This window comes from Shewanella pealeana ATCC 700345 (genome assembly GCF_000018285.1).
In the GTDB taxonomy this organism is placed as follows: Bacteria; Pseudomonadota; Gammaproteobacteria; order Enterobacterales; family Shewanellaceae; genus Shewanella; species Shewanella pealeana.
The window spans coordinates 1,310,662-1,328,122 of record NC_009901.1; the positions used below are offsets into that span (position 1 = coordinate 1,310,662).

15 protein-coding genes are annotated in these 17,461 nt (G+C 42.9%); 12 read left to right on the forward strand and 3 right to left on the reverse strand.

Annotated elements, in window-relative coordinates:
• Positions 1–29 precede the first annotated feature (29 nt).
• The 10 genes from ileS to SPEA_RS05690 all read left to right on the forward strand — a co-directional run bounded on the left by ileS (position 30) and on the right by SPEA_RS05690 (position 11,380).
• A complete protein-coding gene (ileS, locus tag SPEA_RS05645; RefSeq protein ID WP_012154341.1) occupies positions 30–2,852 on the forward strand; it encodes an isoleucine--tRNA ligase in 2,823 nt (940 codons plus the stop codon).
• Between the two features lie 120 nt (positions 2,853–2,972).
• Positions 2,973–3,485, forward strand: coding sequence for a signal peptidase II (gene lspA / locus SPEA_RS05650; protein ID WP_012154342.1), 513 nt, complete (start codon positions 2,973–2,975; stop codon positions 3,483–3,485).
• A 14-nt stretch (positions 3,486–3,499) separates the two neighbouring features.
• Positions 3,500–3,913, forward strand: a complete 414-nt coding sequence (gene fkpB / locus SPEA_RS05655) for an FKBP-type peptidyl-prolyl cis-trans isomerase (RefSeq protein WP_398353666.1) — start codon at positions 3,500–3,502, stop codon at positions 3,911–3,913.
• 2 nt (positions 3,914–3,915) lie between these two features.
• The gene (ispH, locus tag SPEA_RS05660) at positions 3,916–4,845 is read left to right on the forward strand and encodes a 4-hydroxy-3-methylbut-2-enyl diphosphate reductase (RefSeq protein WP_012154344.1); all 930 of its coding nucleotides are present in this window, start codon (positions 3,916–3,918) and stop codon (positions 4,843–4,845) included.
• Between the two features lie 242 nt (positions 4,846–5,087).
• Positions 5,088–5,648, forward strand: a complete 561-nt coding sequence (gene pilV, locus SPEA_RS05665; RefSeq protein WP_012154345.1) for a type IV pilus modification protein PilV — start codon at positions 5,088–5,090, stop codon at positions 5,646–5,648.
• Positions 5,649–5,652: 4 nt separating this feature from the next.
• Positions 5,653–6,642, forward strand: coding sequence for a PilW family protein (locus SPEA_RS05670; protein ID WP_012154346.1), 990 nt, complete (start codon positions 5,653–5,655; stop codon positions 6,640–6,642).
• Positions 6,643–6,658: 16 nt separating this feature from the next.
• Positions 6,659–7,090, forward strand: coding sequence for a pilus assembly PilX family protein (locus SPEA_RS05675; RefSeq protein WP_041411303.1), 432 nt, complete (start codon positions 6,659–6,661; stop codon positions 7,088–7,090).
• Positions 7,091–7,092: 2 nt separating this feature from the next.
• Positions 7,093–10,677, forward strand: a complete 3,585-nt coding sequence (locus SPEA_RS05680; RefSeq protein WP_012154348.1) for a pilus assembly protein — start codon at positions 7,093–7,095, stop codon at positions 10,675–10,677.
• A gap of 8 nt (positions 10,678–10,685) precedes the next feature.
• Positions 10,686–11,078, forward strand: coding sequence for a type IV pilin protein (locus SPEA_RS05685; RefSeq protein WP_012154349.1), 393 nt, complete (start codon positions 10,686–10,688; stop codon positions 11,076–11,078).
• Entirely contained in the window at positions 11,078–11,380 is a 303-nt protein-coding gene (locus SPEA_RS05690) for a TapY2 family type IVa secretion system protein (RefSeq protein ID WP_041410858.1), read from the forward strand. The genes SPEA_RS05685 and SPEA_RS05690 overlap by 1 nt, the downstream gene beginning before the upstream one ends.
• 44 nt (positions 11,381–11,424) lie before the next feature.
• Here the strand turns inward: SPEA_RS05690 and SPEA_RS05695 are convergent, their stop codons facing one another.
• Both SPEA_RS05695 and SPEA_RS05700 read right to left on the reverse strand, forming a co-directional pair.
• On the reverse strand, positions 11,425–11,961 hold the full coding sequence (locus SPEA_RS05695) for a GspH/FimT family pseudopilin (RefSeq protein ID WP_012154351.1): 537 nt from the start codon (positions 11,959–11,961) through the stop codon (positions 11,425–11,427).
• Between the two features lie 162 nt (positions 11,962–12,123).
• Complete coding sequence (locus SPEA_RS05700) at positions 12,124–12,636, reverse strand: GspH/FimT family pseudopilin (RefSeq protein ID WP_012154352.1); 513 nt, start codon at positions 12,634–12,636, stop codon at positions 12,124–12,126.
• Positions 12,637–12,883: 247 nt separating this feature from the next.
• On the opposite strand from SPEA_RS05700, the gene SPEA_RS05705 reads away from it, so the two are divergent.
• Complete coding sequence (locus SPEA_RS05705; protein WP_012154353.1) at positions 12,884–13,222, forward strand: P-II family nitrogen regulator; 339 nt, start codon at positions 12,884–12,886, stop codon at positions 13,220–13,222.
• A 95-nt stretch (positions 13,223–13,317) separates the two neighbouring features.
• Here SPEA_RS05705 and SPEA_RS05710 read toward each other — a convergent pair whose 3' ends face one another.
• Entirely contained in the window at positions 13,318–14,334 is a 1,017-nt protein-coding gene (locus SPEA_RS05710; RefSeq protein WP_012154354.1) for a LacI family DNA-binding transcriptional regulator, read from the reverse strand.
• A 420-nt stretch (positions 14,335–14,754) separates the two neighbouring features.
• On the opposite strand from SPEA_RS05710, the gene SPEA_RS05715 reads away from it, so the two are divergent.
• Positions 14,755–17,364 carry a TonB-dependent receptor gene (locus tag SPEA_RS05715; RefSeq protein WP_012154355.1) on the forward strand — a complete coding sequence of 870 codons (2,610 nt, stop codon included), beginning with the start codon at positions 14,755–14,757 and terminating at the stop codon, positions 17,362–17,364.
• Positions 17,365–17,461: the final 97 nt, after the last annotated feature.

Here is a 17,461-nt window from a genome sequence, read left to right on the forward strand (position 1 = left end):
AGCTTAGCGAACAAAACGGTAAAGGATCAATGAGCGACTATAAATCTACTTTGAATTTGCCGGAAACAGAGTTTCCGATGCGTGGTAATTTGGCTAATCGTGAGCCAGAGATGTTAAAATCTTGGACCGAAAATGGACTGTACCAACAGATCCGTGAAAGCCGTAAAGATGCCAAACCGTTTATTTTGCATGATGGTCCTCCATATGCGAACGGTGACATTCATATTGGCCACTCAGTAAACAAAATTCTTAAAGATATTATTATTAAGTCAAAAACCATGTCTGGTTTTGACGCGCCATACATTCCTGGTTGGGACTGTCATGGTCTACCTATCGAGCTTAAAGTTGAGCAAAAAGTGGGTAAGCCAGGCCATAAGGTTACAGCGGCTGAATTCCGTCAGAAATGTCGTGAATATGCGGCTAAACAGGTAGACGGTCAACGTGATGATTTTATCCGTTTAGGCGTATTTGCTGATTGGCAAAATCCATATTTAACGATGGATTACAGCACTGAAGCTAACATCGTCCGTTCACTTTCAAAAGTAATTGATAATGGCCATCTGCACAAAGGTGTTAAGCCCGTGCATTGGTGTACTGATTGTGGTTCTGCTTTGGCTGAAGCTGAAGTTGAATATGAAGACAAGATGTCACCAGCTATCGATGTGGCTTTCACTGTTGTCGATAAGCCAGCCTTACTTGCTAAGTTCGGTGTAAATGAATACCCACATAACATCTCTATGGTTATCTGGACGACGACACCTTGGACTCTGCCTGCTAACCGTGCGTTAGCTGTAGGGGCTAATGTTGAGTACACCTTAGTTGAGATGGTTAAAGAAGGTCAGGCACAAGCATTAGTGCTAGCGACTGATTTGTATGAATCATGTGTTGAGCGTTTTGGCGCTGAATCTCACACTGTGCTTGGTACCGTTGCGGGTAGTGATTTAGAACTTCTGCGTTTTAACCACCCATTCTATGATTTCGATGTTCCCGTTATTTTAGGCGATCACGTTACTGTTGATTCAGGTACGGGTGTGGTTCATACCGCTCCAGGTCATGGTCAAGACGACTTCGTGGTTGGTCAAAAGTACGGCCTAGAAGTGGCTAACCCAGTTGGTGATAACGGCGTTTACAAGCCAGATACAGAAATCTTCGCTGGTTTACATGTATTTAAGGCTAACAAGAACGTTGTTGAACTGCTAGAAGAGAAGGGTGCACTACTTAATCATGTACAGATTAAGCACAGCTACCCACATTGCTGGCGCCACAAAACACCTATTATTTTCCGTGCAACACCGCAGTGGTTCATCTCGATGGATCAAAAAGGTCTACGTCAGCAAGCATTAGGTGAAATTGAGCAGACTCAGTGGATCCCTGACTGGGGCCAAAGCCGTATCGAGAAGATGGTGGAGAACCGTCCTGATTGGTGTATTTCACGTCAACGTACATGGGGCGTGCCTATTACCTTATTTGTACACCGTGAAACAGAAGAGCTTCATCCTGATAGCGTGTCGCTAATGGAGCGCGTTGCGGCTCGTATCGAGCAAGAAGGCATTCAAGCTTGGTGGGATCTAGATGCATCAGAGCTATTAGGTGATGAAGCTGACCAATACCGTAAAGTTACCGACACATTAGATGTTTGGTACGACTCGGGTTCTACTTTCTCGTCGGTTGTTGCTGCGCGCCCAGAGTTTAATGGCCACCCAATTGATCTGTACCTTGAAGGTAGCGATCAACACCGTGGTTGGTTTATGTCATCGCTAATGATTTCGACTGCGATGAACGGTAAGGCACCTTATAAGCAAGTGCTTACTCACGGTTTTACCGTTGATGGACAAGGCCGTAAGATGTCTAAGTCTGTTGGTAACGTGATTGCACCACAGCATGTGACTAACAAGCTAGGTGCTGACATTCTACGCTTATGGGTTGCAGCAACAGATTACAGCGGTGAAATGACTGTATCTGATCAGATCCTAAACCGTAGTGCAGACGCGTACCGTCGTATCCGTAACACGGCTCGATTCCTATTGGCTAACATCAATGGCTTTAATCCTGAAACTGATATGGTTGCAGTTGAAGACATGGTTGCCTTGGATCGTTGGGTTGTTCGCCGCGCAGCAGCACTACAACAAGAGTTACTAGAAGCGTATGACCAGTACAACTTCCACTTAGTCACACAAAAGTTGATGCAGTTCTGCTCTGTTGAGCTAGGCAGCTTCTACTTAGATATCATCAAAGACAGACAATACACAGCGAAAGAAGACAGCAATGCTCGTCGTAGCTGTCAGTCTGCACTGTATCTTATCTCTGAAGCTATGGTTCGCTGGATAGCGCCAATTCTAAGCTTTACCGCTGACGAAATCTGGAAGCTACTTCCAGGTGAGCGCGGTGAGTACGTGTTTACTGAAACTTGGTACCAAGGTTTACAGTCAGTCGCACTTGAATCTGATCTAAGCGATGAGTACTGGGATCAATTACTTGCTGTTCGCGCAGAAGTAAACAAGGTGATTGAGAACGCACGACGTGAAAAACAAGTCGGTGGTTCATTAGAAGCTGAAGTGACCTTGTATGCTGATGAGGCACTTCAAGCGGTACTTGAGAACTTAGGTGATGAGCTACGTTTCGTATTGCTAACCTCTAAGACTGAAGTTGTTGCTCTAGCTCAAGCACCAAGTGATGCAATTGAGACAGAACTTGCTTCATTGAAGTTAAGCTTGAAGAAGTCAGAAGCTGAGAAGTGTGAACGCTGCTGGCACCATAGAGAAGATGTTGGCGCAGTAGCCGAGCATCCAACTCTATGTACTCGCTGCGTAACTAATATCGAAGGCGAAGGCGAAACTCGTCAGTTTGCTTAAGTAAGTGATAGCAACGGCTCTTTTATAGGGCCGTTGTTTTTTTGTAAGTTAATTTTGTATTGTTTATCATTTTATTCTAAAGAATACGAGTTGATGCTATCTATGGAAAAGGAACAGTTGATGCCAACTAACTGGAAAGACAGTGGCCTGCGTTGGTATTGGGTCGTTGTGTTGGTTTTTTTAGCCGACCAACTATCTAAGCAATGGGTATTGTCGAATTTTGACCTATATGAGTCGATTCAGTTACTGCCAGTGTTTAATTTTACCTATGTACGTAACTATGGCGCTGCGTTTAGCTTCTTGAGTGATGCTGGCGGATGGCAACGTTGGTTGTTTACCTTCGTAGCAGTTGGCTTTAGCGTATTGTTATCGGTTTGGCTGCGTCAGCAACCAAGCAAGATGTGGCGCTTAAATCTTGCATACACCTTAGTGATCGGCGGTGCATTAGGTAACTTAATTGACCGCCTACAACATGGCTACGTAGTCGACTTTTTAGATTTCTATTGGAATACTAGTCATTTCCCTGCATTTAATATTGCTGACTCGGCAATTTGTGTTGGGGCAGGACTTATTATTTTGGATTCTTTTGTTGCCGGTAAAGACGACAAGAAATCAGATGGTATAAAGGAGTAACTTAAGTGTCAGAGATGCATTCAGTTTTATGTCATATGAATATTGTACTTGAAGACGGTTCTACTGCAGAAAGCACTCGCTCAAGTGGTAAGCCTGCAAGATTCAACGTGGGGGATGAGAGTTTGAGCCCAGCGTTTGAAGCTGAGATAGTTAACCTTAAAGAGGGTGACAAGCACAGCTTTACACTGCAGCCTGCCGATACTTTTGGTGAGTCGAATCCCGATGCTGTTCATCATATGGACAGAAGTCGTTTTCCTGCTGACATGAAACTGGAATCTGGCGTGATAGTGAGCTTTGCTGGCCCTGGTGGCAGTGAGATCCCAGGTATGGTGAGAGACGTGGTCGCTGACTCAGTGACCATAGATCTGAACCATCCACTCGCAGGTCAAGTGTTAACCTTTGAGCTTGAAGTGGTACAGGTACTGTAATTATGAATATTCTTCTGGCAAATCCTCGTGGTTTTTGTGCAGGTGTTGATCGCGCCATTAGTATTGTTGAGCGCGCATTAGAGTTATTTTCTCCACCTATTTATGTCAGGCACGAAGTGGTTCATAACCGCTACGTGGTGCAGAACTTGAAAGAACGTGGTGCCGTGTTTGTCGAAGAGCTAGATCAAGTACCAGACGATAGCATCGTTATCTTTAGTGCTCATGGTGTATCTCAAGCCGTTCGAGCCGAAGCTAAGAGACGCGGCTTAAAGGTGTTCGATGCGACTTGTCCTCTTGTCACTAAGGTTCATCTACAGGTCGCTCGTGCAAGCCGTAAAGGTATTGAGTGCATCTTAATTGGTCATGCAGGACACCCTGAAGTGGAAGGCACCATGGGTCAGTACGACAACTCTGCTGGTGGCGTACATTTAGTTGAGTCACCTGAAGATGTAGCAAAGCTTGTGGTCAAAGATCCTGACAACCTTTGCTTTGTGACTCAAACAACCTTATCAATGGACGATACCGCGGATGTGATCTCGTCTTTACAGAAAAAGTACCCTTCAATCGAAGGGCCGCGTAAGGATGATATCTGCTACGCGACGCAGAACCGCCAAGACGCAGTTCGCAATGTTGCTGAAGAAGTGGAACTATTTATCGTCGTTGGCTCCAAGAACAGTTCTAACTCAAATCGTCTGCGTGAGTTAGCACAGAAGAAAGGCACACAAGCTTTCTTAGTGGATAATGCCGATGACGTGGATGCCACATGGTTTAATGGCGTAGAACGCGTTGCCGTAACCGCTGGGGCATCTGCGCCAGAGGTCTTGGTTAAGCAGGTTGTCGATGCGATTGCTAAAATGGCACCGAGCGTAGTAACAGAGGTCGAAGGTCAACTCGAAGATACTGTTTTCGCGGTACCTGCTGAGCTTCGTTGAGGCTTCGTGAAGTTGAGATACAAATTGAATTAAATAAAAAGAGGCTTAGGCCTCTTTTTTTTCGCTTAAAATTCAGCCATATCTTGTATGTTAATCAGGAGTGCGCATTAATCACCACAACTCAACATTCGACTAATCTACTATTAACCTGTATGCTTTCATATTACTATAAGTCACCGATTTTAAACATTAAAAATAAATTTTAACGTCAAGAATATGACGAATACTGAGGAATTGACGGAATGAACACCAAAGAGAAAGGACTTTCATTGATTGAAGTGTTAGTTGCTTTGGTTATTTTGACCGTCGGCTTGATCGGCGTTTTCAATCTTCATGTGATCTCTAAGCGCGGTAGTTTCGAGTCTTTCCAGCAGACTCAGGCCGCCTATCTCGCCAACGATATTATTAGTCGTATCAAATTAAACCGTTCTCAGCTTACATCGTATGCAGGTACTTACAGTGGCACGTTATCTATTCCGGGCAAACGTTGCGATGTTTCTGTGGGGCAACCTATTGATACCTGTAATACATTTGAGACTCGATTATGGGATCTCTATCAATTGGATCAGCAAGTTTTAGGCTACTCAGAAGTGCTTGATGGTAAAAAAGTTGGCGGGTTAGATAACGCTACAGCTTGTATAGAAGCAAAGGATAGTGGTGAGGTAACTGTTGTACTTAGTTGGCGTGGAATGAATAAAGTAAATAAAGCTGGGCCTCTTCAACCCGTTTTTGTGCGTGGTTGTGGTGAAAGTAAAAACAAGAACCAGCGTCGATTTTACTTCATTAATACGGTAATTCTTTAATCTTATGAATACGGATAATAAATTAAGTCATGCGCAGTGGGGATTTTCGCTTGTTGAGCTGATGGTCGCAATGGTCGTGAGTTTATTTTTGACTCTTGGTGTTTTCTCAATGTTCGCAATGTCTTCTACGAACGTGACAACTACTAGTCAGTTTAATCAGCTGCAAGAAAATGGCCGAATTGCACTTGCTCTAATTGAAAGAGATGTTAGTCAACTAGGCTTTATGGGGGATATGACAGGTACCGACTTTGTGCTTGGGATGAATACAACGATTGACGCCCCTGCTATTGCTGCTGCCAATGATTGTATAGGGGCTGGGGCTAACAATGCGAGCTTTCCAAATAATCAGGCTGCTCATTTTAGACGCATTTGGGGTTATGAACATAGCGCTGGAGGTGGGGGAATGGCATGTATTCCTGATGTATCAGTCGATACCGATGTATTGCAAGTTAAGCGGTTAATCGGACCGTCTATAGCGCCTGCTGCACTGAATTCAAATCGCTATTATATGGCGACAACGTCTAGCCAGGCCGTTATTTTTGCCGGAGATCAAGCTGTACCGCCGCTAACTAACTCCCGAATTTGGGAGCTTCAACATCATGTGTATTTCATACAAACTGATAATAATGTGCCCGTACTTATGCGTAGAGTGTTAGGTAAAGGCGGAATGAAATCAGGAAGTAGCTATGAACAACTCGTTGAGGGGGTAGAAAATATTAGAGTTATGTATGGCTTTGATAGTAACGGCGATAAGAGTGCTGATAGCTTTAGGCCAGCACAAAGCACTACAAGCTTTATGTGGGATAACACCGCTTTACAGCGTTTAGTCGCGGTTCGTATTTATGTATTAGTGCGCTCTCTTGAAGAAGATAATAGTTATACAAACAACACCGTTTATACGCTTGGTGACAAAGAAATAGCGGCAAATGGTGATGGTTTTCGTCGCAAGGTCGTTATGACCACCGTCGTGCTTGAAAATCCCATTTTGCTTTAGGACATTATGTATGAAAATCAAAAAACAGAAGGGAGTTGTACTTTTTTTCTCTCTTATTATTTTGCTGATTATGACGGTAATTGGTGTAGCGCTAGCTATAAACTCTAATCAATCTATAAAAATGGCCGGGGCGGGGTCTGAGAGGATCGAAGCGATGGTTGAAGCTCATGGCGCGTTGGATAAAGTTTTAGCGGCAAAAGCTGGAACTACTTTAGCAAATATCAATGCTTCGCAAACAGTCGTTGACGATACATTTAATGCATCTAGTACTTTAGCACCTATGGTTGATGGTGATGTGGCTTGTCAAAGAAGTTCGGCCGCGAGTGGCGCAAATTTGATTAGCTGTAGGCGCGTGGAGGTTTCTACTGATGCAAGTTTCGGACGAAATAATATGGGTCGAGTCAGTATAGTCACTGGCGTAGAGCAAGAAGTATTAACTGGGAGTTAACTATGTTGGGTAAGCGAATTTTAACAGCGGTAGCATTTGCTGTAGTCGTTCTCTCTGGCGCAAGTCATAGTGATGATACTGAGCTCTATGTTTATGAATCGACCGCTCGGTCTGGGGCAAGACCTCAAGTGCTCATTATCTTTGATAACTCAGGCAGTATGGGGAATATGGTCGATGATGCTGAGGCATTTTATGATCCGGATGTCACTTATCCTGCGGTAGGAAGTGATAATTCTCTACAGGAGAGAATGGTTTATTTTACTAAAGGTGGTATTGATAATACAGCAATGCCTGTGCCTGATAGCCCATCAGAAAGCCGTCGTTTTTTATCAGAGATAAACGGTTGTGAGACCTCTTGGGAATATTTAAAGAATTACGGTGTGTTTACCGGTTTTTTCAGGGAGTATGGCTTTTCAGGGCAAAATGGGACTTGGCAGGAAGTGCCCGATAACAATGGCGCTAATATAACTCATATTGATTGTTTCGATGATATTGAAGGTAAAAAATGGCGTAATGCTCCTAATCAACCTTCAGGGTTTCCAATTGATAGTGCTGGTAATAAGAAAAATCCAATTCGCTATGCCGAGGTTAATGCTAGTTCAACCACTGCTGAAATTGATGCAGCACATACAAAAGCACAGCAGACTGGCTTTGGTACAGGTCAATCAATAACCCTCTATACCGATAACTATTTACGCTGGTATCACGGCGACCAAGAAAGTGTACCTCAGACCCGTTTAGCAATCGCAAAAGAAGTGATTAAAAATACCATTGTCACAACGCCAAGTGTGGATTTCGGCTTAGCTATTTTTAACATTAACTACCCTCGAGAGGGGGATGGTGATGGTGGACGGATTATCTCTGGTATAAAGGTGATGAACGAAGCGAATAAAATCTCTTTACTGGAAACCATTGATAACTTACCAGCATCGACCAATACGCCGTTATGTGAAACCCTTTATGAAGCCTATCGCTATTTTTCTGGTAAAAGCGTTTATTTCGGTGACGACGATTATAATGTCGGTAACTTAGGTTATAAAAAGAATATCCCCCCTCGCGACACGCACAAGGATGTTGAATCTGACGGGAAGTATGTTTCGCCTTTTAAAGAATGCCAGAACAGAGCCTATGTCGTGTATATAACCGATGGTGTTCCGACATTAGACAATAATGCTGATCAAAAAGTATTGGAATTACCCGGCGTAAGCTCTAGCGACAAATTTATAAACACTAGCCCCTCTTTTACCAGTTACCTGCCAGCGTTAGCTGGCTGGATGAATACTAATGATGTCAATACATCTGAAGCCTATCCTGATGACCAAAATGTAACGACATTTACGATAGGCTTTAGTGAAGGCGCTGATGCGGCTGCCGCGCTCCTTAAGAAAACGGCAGAGAAAGGGGGGGGAGAGTACTTTCATGCAGCGGATGCGTCCGCTTTACAGGCAGCATTACAACAGGTCTTTTCTCAGATCTTGGAAGTTAACGCAAGCTTTACCTCTCCCTCTATAGCTAGCAATAATTTTGACAGAACACGAACCTTTGATTCCGTCTACTATGCGATGTTTTTACCGAATAAAGGGCCGAGGTGGTCTGGTAACTTGAAAAAGTTCAGAGTAACAGGTGATGGTGATATCGTCGATAAGAGTGGGGCTAATGCTTTAGGCAACGATGGTAATTTAGTGTCATCGGCGTGTTCTTATTGGACATCAGATTCTACCTGTGCCTCAGCTAGTGATGGTGGTGACGGTAATGACGTTAGAGTTGGTGGGGCAGCAGACTCTATAGGATATATACAGAAGAGAAAACTATTGAGTAATATCGGCACTAATGGTGCTATGGCGACATTTAATAAGTCTAACGCATCTAGTTATGCGGGGGGCGATGCTAAACTTTCATTGCATATGGGAGTGGATGAAACCCAACTGGAAGATATGTTTAATTGGGCAAAAGGCTACGATGTCGATGATGATAATGGTAATTCACAGACAGATGATGCCCGTGACGAACTAATGGGTGACCCACTTCATTCTCGGCCATTAGCGATCAACTTTGGTACAGCTAACATACCTGATATTCGTATCATTATGGGAACCAATCATGGTTTTTTGCATATGTTTAAGGATGAAAATGAAACCGTTAGCGAGTCATGGGCCTTCATGCCTTATGAGTTATTACCTAATATTAGAGAGCTAAAGGCAAATGTACCTACGGGCGTCCACTCTGTTTATGGCCTAGATAGTTCACCCGTTAGTTACGTTAAGACTGGTGCATCAGGCTTAGATAAAGCATGGGTCTTTGTTGGTATGCGACGTGGTGGTAAATCTTACTATGCATTTGATGTAACGACTCCAGACTCTCCTAGGTTTATGTGGAAGATTGATCCAGATAGCGCCGGAATGTCTGAGCTAGCACAAACTTGGTCTGAACCCGTAGTGACCCACATCCCAGGTTGGCCTGCAGGCAATACCGATCCGAGTAAAGCTAAACCCGTATTAATTTTTGGTGCGGGTTACTCGCCGTCAACCAAAGATGGCGCTAACGTAGGAATTCAAGACACTGAAGGTCGTGGAGTTTATATTGTTGATGCAGAAACTGGCACTTTAGTGCATACATTTGGGCCTGATTCATCATCAAGTGCGACTCAGATCCCAGGGATAACAGATAGTATTCCGAACTCAGTGGCAGTTTTAGACAGTAACAGCGATAAGTTAACCGATAGGATTTATGCATCAGATACTGGCGGCAATGTTTGGCGACTAGATTTACCAAGTGCTAACCCTAAAGATTCAACCAATCCTTGGACAGCATTTAAATTTGCTGATTTAGGAGGGAGTTCTTTAACAAGCGATAGACGCTTCTTTGCTGAGCCTGTTGTTGCTCAAACGGTTTTTACTAACTTAGCTGAAGTTGATGTGACTTATGATGGCACCACTACGACAGTAAAAACTTATCAGGACATACCTTATGATGCCGTAGCTATTGGGACAGGGCATAGGCCGCACCCTTCAGACAAGACTCGTCAGGATAAGCTATTTACTCTACAAGATCGTAATGTAGTAACACGATCTTTTAATGGAACCAATGGAAATACGGTTCCAGAGCCCATTACTTTGGTGGATCTTTATGATATCACGAGTAAAGCAGCCTCTACTGAATCGGAGGATATTACCTTTGGTAAGAAGTTTGGCTGGTATTATAGCCTAGGAGCGATTGGAGAGAAGAGTCTAGCCGGCGCATCGATTATTCAGGGACGGGTTTACTTTACTTCTTATGTACCCGGTGATACCTCTTCAACCAACCAATGTCTGATTGCTGGAATGGGCCGCCTATATTCTTTTGCTTTACATAAGGGGACTCGTACATATACGCAAGAGTATATTGAATTAGGGGAAAGAGTACCAGATACGCCTCCTCCTCTAATCCCAGAGGGAGATATCTATTTTCCCATTCCAGATGCTCCAAGATTACCTTGCGTTGAGGGAGACGTAAATTGTCCTAAACCACCAGATTGTCAAAATGGTGATGATAAGTGTGTTGGATCGGCTCTTGGGATTAACCGAATTTACTACCATGCAAATGACTAAGGTATTTTATGTTTAATGCTAAAGGTTTTACACTTATTGAGTTAATGATTACTGTTGCAATAATAGGGATCTTGGCATCAATCGCATACCCCTCTTATATCGACTATATTCTTCAAGCCGGACGTTCTGATGCGAAAGTGATACTACTAGAGGCAGCTAATAAACAAGAGCAGCTATATCTAGATAGTCGAACCTATACCGTGAATATGGCCACTTTGGGTTACTCTGCAAGCCCAGCTTTGAGTGAAAATGGTTACTATAAAATCAGTAGTGAAGTCCCTGAAAAAGGACAGTTTAAATTAACTGCTACGGCGACTGGCGATCATGCTTATAGAGACCAAGTCTGTAATACAATGACGATTAATGAGTCAGGAGTTAAGACACCATTGGAGTGTTGGTAATGAATAAAATCATATGTTGCTTGTCTTTAATATTGTTATCGAGTCCAACTGTGATGGCAAAGACAAAAGAGATGAAAGACTATAAATGCTTTCTTAAAACGACCACTGTAGATCAAATAGCCTTCTATTCATGGCCAGTTAATAAGTTACAGTTAAAGATAGCAAAGTTGCCCGCGAGAAAAGTACCAGACAGAAATGATGGTAAGCGAGCTTACATTAAGGAGGTTGTTGAGTGTGTAGGCTTACATGAAACATTTAATACGGCTGCGGGTAAAAAACTAGATAGTCTTACGGTGCGATAATCGCTTTATTTAAAGCAGTAATTTAATCTATTACTGCTTTTCGTTTAGCTACAGCTTGTAGCTGCTGATGAGAATCGACTTTTCCCCGCTCGACCTAATTCAATTGCTTTCGAATTAACATTGGTTTTATTCGTTGGGCAGTACGAAATAACACCAGAAGTAAAACTTCCAGTTATAAGACCGTCAGATGAAAAACTAACGGATTTTTCATCATAAGAAACAAAGTCCTTTGAATTAAAACCGTCTATAACTCTGATCACCTTATCGTCTATACCATTTGTGCTATCAAGTGTTCCAAGTACTCCATTATCGATAAAAACGCTAAAACCATTTTGCCAATCTGTTCCGCATGTTCCATCTCTCAATGGGCAAACTGTAACGGTAGAACCGTAACTTACAGCTTGGCTTCTAGCTAACTGTAATGATTGCTGTATATTTCTAATCGCTGAGTCACTACGGGAGTTTTCATAAAAAGAATTAAAAGAGGGCGCAGCGACGGTAATTAATATTGTCGCGACAGCTAAAGTCACCATTAGCTCGACAAGAGTGAAAGCGCTTATTCTTTTTTTATAGTCTTTCATGGCGATATCCTTTGCCTAATAACATATGCAAGTATATTACAAAGTGTACTAATTTTCAGCAGATAAATCGGGCTAAAAACGCGCCAATATATTGGCTTGTAGGCATTTTTGACTTTTTAATCTGTAAGAGTTTTAGAGTATCGTAAACGCCTCTATGAAATACTAATCGCAGCTGATGTCGTTTTTCTGTGAGAACCTCACTCTTCCCGATTGGCTAACAATGACGGCACGAGATTCTGAGTTATTGATTGTATCCGGGCAGTAACTCAAGGTTCCATTAGTACCAGAGGCGAGCCCATCGGGTAGGAACCTGATTGCCGGACGGTTGTATCCAACATAATCCTTAGTGTTAAAAGGGCCGACTTGATAAATAACTCGATCATTACCGTCAATTAAGTTGGGCTGACCTGAGTCGCTGAAAACGGTAATATTATTGCGCCAGTTTTCGCTGCAGCCTTGTGCGGTGATAGGGCAAACCGTCACTCTTGAGCCATAGGAAACGGCATGATTTCTTGCTAATTGTATCGATTGTTGAATTTTTCTTATGTTTGAGTCGGCACGTGCTTGGGCATAAAAAATCGTGAACGAGGGGACGGCTATGACTATTAGAATGGTCGCTACGACGAGAGTAACCATGAGTTCGATTAAGGTAAAACCTGTAGTTTTGTGGGGCATATTAACTCATCCTTGAGTTGTTTTAATATTTACATCCTGTAAATATTAGGAGGTGGGGGTAAAAGCAAAGTGTAGCTTACAGATATCTATTGTAAGTGTTCATTGATATATTGTTCTGTTATATGAAGACTGCGTTTACTTTTGTGCTATGCCATAAATCACTTTAGGCTTCATAGTTTTACTAGTGCGTGATAAGCTAGCGCGCAGCCAAATTGAGCCTTTCAGCAAGTTTTTAGGGAGTTTTACAATGAAAAAAGTCGAAGCCATTATTAAACCATTTAAGTTAGATGATGTGCGCGAATCACTTGCTGATATAGGTATTACTGGTATGACTGTTTCAGAAGTTAAAGGTTTTGGTCGCCAAAAAGGACATACCGAGCTTTATCGTGGCGCTGAGTATATGGTCGACTTTCTGCCTAAGGTCAAAATTGAGCTAGTGATCCAAGATGAGCTTTTAGAGCAGGCATTAGAAGTTATTGTTGATACCGCGCGTACAGGTAAAATTGGTGATGGAAAGATTTTTGTCACTGATATTGAACGTGTTATTCGTATTCGTACTGGTGAAGAGAACGAAGAAGCGGTATAGCGATTAACGACTTTTTCGCATTATCAGTTATGACAAATAATGCGAAAAAGTTAGAGTTGTACTAGAAGCAGTACAAGAAGTTGAGTTAAATCTAATTAAGCTCTTGGCTTGGCAGAAGAGTCTCTAATCACTGGCTCCGGCTGGAATATTTTAGCCAAGTCTGATTTTTCCTCTCTACGTTTCGCTATCAATAATTCAGTCGCAATATGCGCGATCTCCTCATTGGGCTGATGCACGGTCGTAAGTTTAGGCCATGTTTGGCGTGAAAATGGACTATCCTCGAAGCCTACAATTGAGATCTCAGCAGGAATATCCACTCCCTCTAATCGTGCTGCAAACAAAGCACCTGCAGCGATTTCATCGTTACAAGCGACAATGGCAGTTGGTCTAACGCTTTGATTCAATAATTGCTTTGCACCTTGAACCCCTGACTCGAAAGAGTATTTACCATCGATGATATGGTCTTGGTTAACAGAGATCTTGTTATCTTCTAGTGCTTGTTTAAATCCAGCTAAACGCTCTTTAGTTGATTCATGTTCATGATCGCCACTTAAGAAAGCGATATCTCGATGCCCCAAGTCGATAAGATGCTGAGTTATGGATATCGCACCGGATCTGTCATTGACCAAAACTGCTAATCCAGAGCCTTTGTCGGCTTTCTCGCCCGCGATAATGCGCACATAATTCGCGTCGATATTATCAAGGGCGGCCAAGATCACCGGATCTTCTGATAATGGTGGTGTAAGCACCAAGCCTGATAAACGGTTATGCTTAACTAACTTGGTTAGCTCTTCACAGATGTTCTCGGCTCTTGAGTTACAAGGGTGAATTAATAATTCGTAGCCCAGATCTTTGCATGCAGACAGGATACCGTTCTGCATATCGATGATGTAATAAGCATTTGGATTATCGTAAATAAAACCAATTACATAGGACTTAGTGCCAGCTAAGTTTCTTGCAGCTAAATTAGGCTGATAGTTCAGCTCGTTAATAGCTGCATTGACTTTATCTATCGTGGCCTGCTTTACCGATGGCTCATTATTGGTAACCCGTGACACTGTTTTAATCGATACGCCAGCATGTTTGGCAACATCATTTATGGTGACTTTCATTAAGCAATATTCTCGTTAGTTACACACTTTGTGCTGCCAAAAGATGGTAACACAAGATTAACAAACAGCGTGGCAAAGGTGCAATTTGTCCGGAAATTTAGCGATATAGTGCGAAGTTTTAGTCGATTTAGCAATGATAAGCGGTCAACTTTTTATGTTTTTTCACCCTAAAGCAAAAAAGTTCACTTATTGAGCAGCTTGTTTGTGCGTAGTTAACTTTCTGTATTTAAAAGGTAAATACGCGAGTGTTTTTGCGGAAATGTTATTGTATACGATTATTGTGAGTGTGTTGGTTATTTTGTTGTGGCGCGACTGTTAATAATTGTGTAATGTTTGCCCTAGACATGACAGCGTTGTCATTCCGCTTCTGGAATGGTTATGGATATAAAAAAAGATAATAAGTTATGGAAGGGAAACGAGATGCGACCATTAACCTTTAAGAAAAGTGTACTAGCTACAAATATCGCACTGCTGATGAGCGGGGCTTTGTCTGTTTCTGCTATGGCGGCAGAGGCTGATGCGAAAGCTGCAGCAGCAGACGAAAACATTGAGAAGATTGAAGTGCGCGGCATGCGAGCCTCAATGAAAGCCTCAATCAATGCCAAAAGATTCTCTGATTCAGTGGTTGATGCCGTAACTGCTGAAGATATTGGTAAGTTTCCCGATGGTGATGTAGGTGAATCACTAGGCCGTATTCCGGGTGTTGCCGTTAACCGTCAGTTTGGCCAAGGCCAGCAGGTTTCTATTCGAGGAGCATCGAGCCAGCTGACTCGAACTTTGCTTAATGGCCATTCAGTAGCATCGACGGGTTGGTACGACCAACAGGCCATCGACCGTAGCTTTAACTACTCTCTACTTCCGCCTGAAATGGTAGGCGCAATCGAAGTTTATAAGTCATCACAAGCGGATATTCCTGAAGGTGGTATCGGTGGTACGGTAATCGTTAAGACCCGTAAGCCACTAGACTTGGATGCAAACTCAGTATTTATCAGCGCTAAAGGCGACTATGGCACAATCTCTGAAGAGGTCGATCCTGAGCTTTCTGGTTTATACAGCTGGAAAAATGAAGATGAAAACTTCGGTTTCCTACTTTCAGCTGCAGCTTCAGAAACTAACTACCAGCGTAACGGAATTGAATCGCTAGTCGGTTGGGGGGATATCGTTCCTACAACGTTTGAGCAAGAGCGTGAGCGCACAGCAATTAACGGTGCATTACAATACCGCCCGACAGATAACCTAGAGTTTGGCTTGAATATCATGACGCTTGATATGAAAGCTAATAACGCCAATACCTCACTGTTTACCATGTTCCCTGATGATAAAGAAGCGGCTTGTGAGCAAACTAACGCATCGGGCACTTGTACCTTCTATCGTCGCGATGGCAAGGGCGAGAACCCAGGTTGGGCGCAAACTTGGGCTCGTAAAGCGAGCATGGATTCAAATACTTATGATTTGGATTTCAAATATGAAGCGGACAGCTACACCTTAGAAGGCCGAGTGGGTAACACTAAGTCTGAAGGTGGTACTGATATGACGGCTAACTACGGTTTCTGGTTAGGTCAGCCTGGTGATTATGCCGGAACTTATGATGCGACCGGTGAGCAGATAAAAATCGATATCGCCAATAAGTCATTTGACGCAGGAGATTTTGGTGGCCCACTTTCTCCGGCAGGTTGGTCTCTTAAGAAGCAGCCAAATTCAGATGAAGAGACTTACGCACAGTTCGACGTGACAGTCCCTGTTGATCTAGGCGCTATCACCTCATTTAAGACTGGTGTTCGTTGGGCAGACCATGACGTAAAGCAGGAAACTTTCCCCGCTATTGTTAACGCCGATGTGACGGCTAAAGATGCATCAGCTTACTATTCAGGAACAGTTTCTTCTGGTGCAGGCTTTACTCTACCTAAGCCAAACCTCGATGCAATGCTTGCAGATGCAAACGCGGCAATTAGTGGCTTTAGCAAAGAAGGTACTGTTTATAAGTCTGGTTACGGCACCATTACCGAAGAGAACTTAGCGCTATATTTAATGGCTAACTTCGAGTCAGATGGTGTTCGCGGTAACTTTGGTCTACGTTATATCTCAACCGATGCCTCTTCTGATTACTATAAGCTACAATCTGACGGTACTTATGCAGATAACTTGAGTACAAGAGATGCTAGCTACAATGATGTGTTACCAAGCGTAAACGTTGCCTTTGATGTTGCACCAGATGTGATTATCCGTACTTCGGCATCACAAGTTATCTCTCGTCCTAACTATGGCGATATGTTCGCCTCTTCTGCGCTAGCCGGTTATAACGACGGCACAGCGGGCAATGAAGTGGTTAATACGGGTAATATTGCACTAGAACCATTTAAAGCAACACAAGCAGATTTGGGTGTTGAATGGTACTTCAGCCCAGATGGTCTAGTTGCTGCAACATATTTCATTAAAGATATCAGCTCATTCGTTACTTCAAATCAAATCTTAGATCAAAGCATCGGTATTATTGACCCTGATTCTGGTGAAGATAGCTGGACTAAGTCGACTAAGAAGAATGGTACTGGTGGTCAAATTCAAGGTGTCGAGCTTCAATTGCAAGATTCATTTGAAAACGGCCTAGGCTACTCAGCTAACTATACTTTTGCAGATTCAGATGCACCTGCTGATAACTATCCGGATGAAGTGAGTGTATTCTCTGATTCATCTAAGCATACAGTTAACCTAGTGGGTTACTACGAGATGGAAGACTTTTCTGCTCGTGTAGCTTATAACTGGCGCAGTGAATACATGATCCGTGAGCTTCCAGGTTTCTACGGCAACCGTGAGCACCAAGACTATGGAACTGTTGATTTAAGTGCTAACTACAACATTACTGATTACCTATCTGTGACTTTCGAAGTAGTTAATCTACTTGAAGAAGATAGCGTACAGCTTGGTGTCGCTCCAGATTCTGCTGAAGTAAAGCCAGAGCTTAAGGATGGTTACCCAGCATGGAGCTTCGAAGGTGAAGCGCGTTATAAGCTAGGTGTTGCATTACGCTTCTAAGCAAATAGAAAAATGAGTACAAGATAAAGCCCAGCATTTGCTGGGCTTTTTATTGAAAAGATAAAATCAGTTAAAGCTAATTAAACGCTGTGATTCC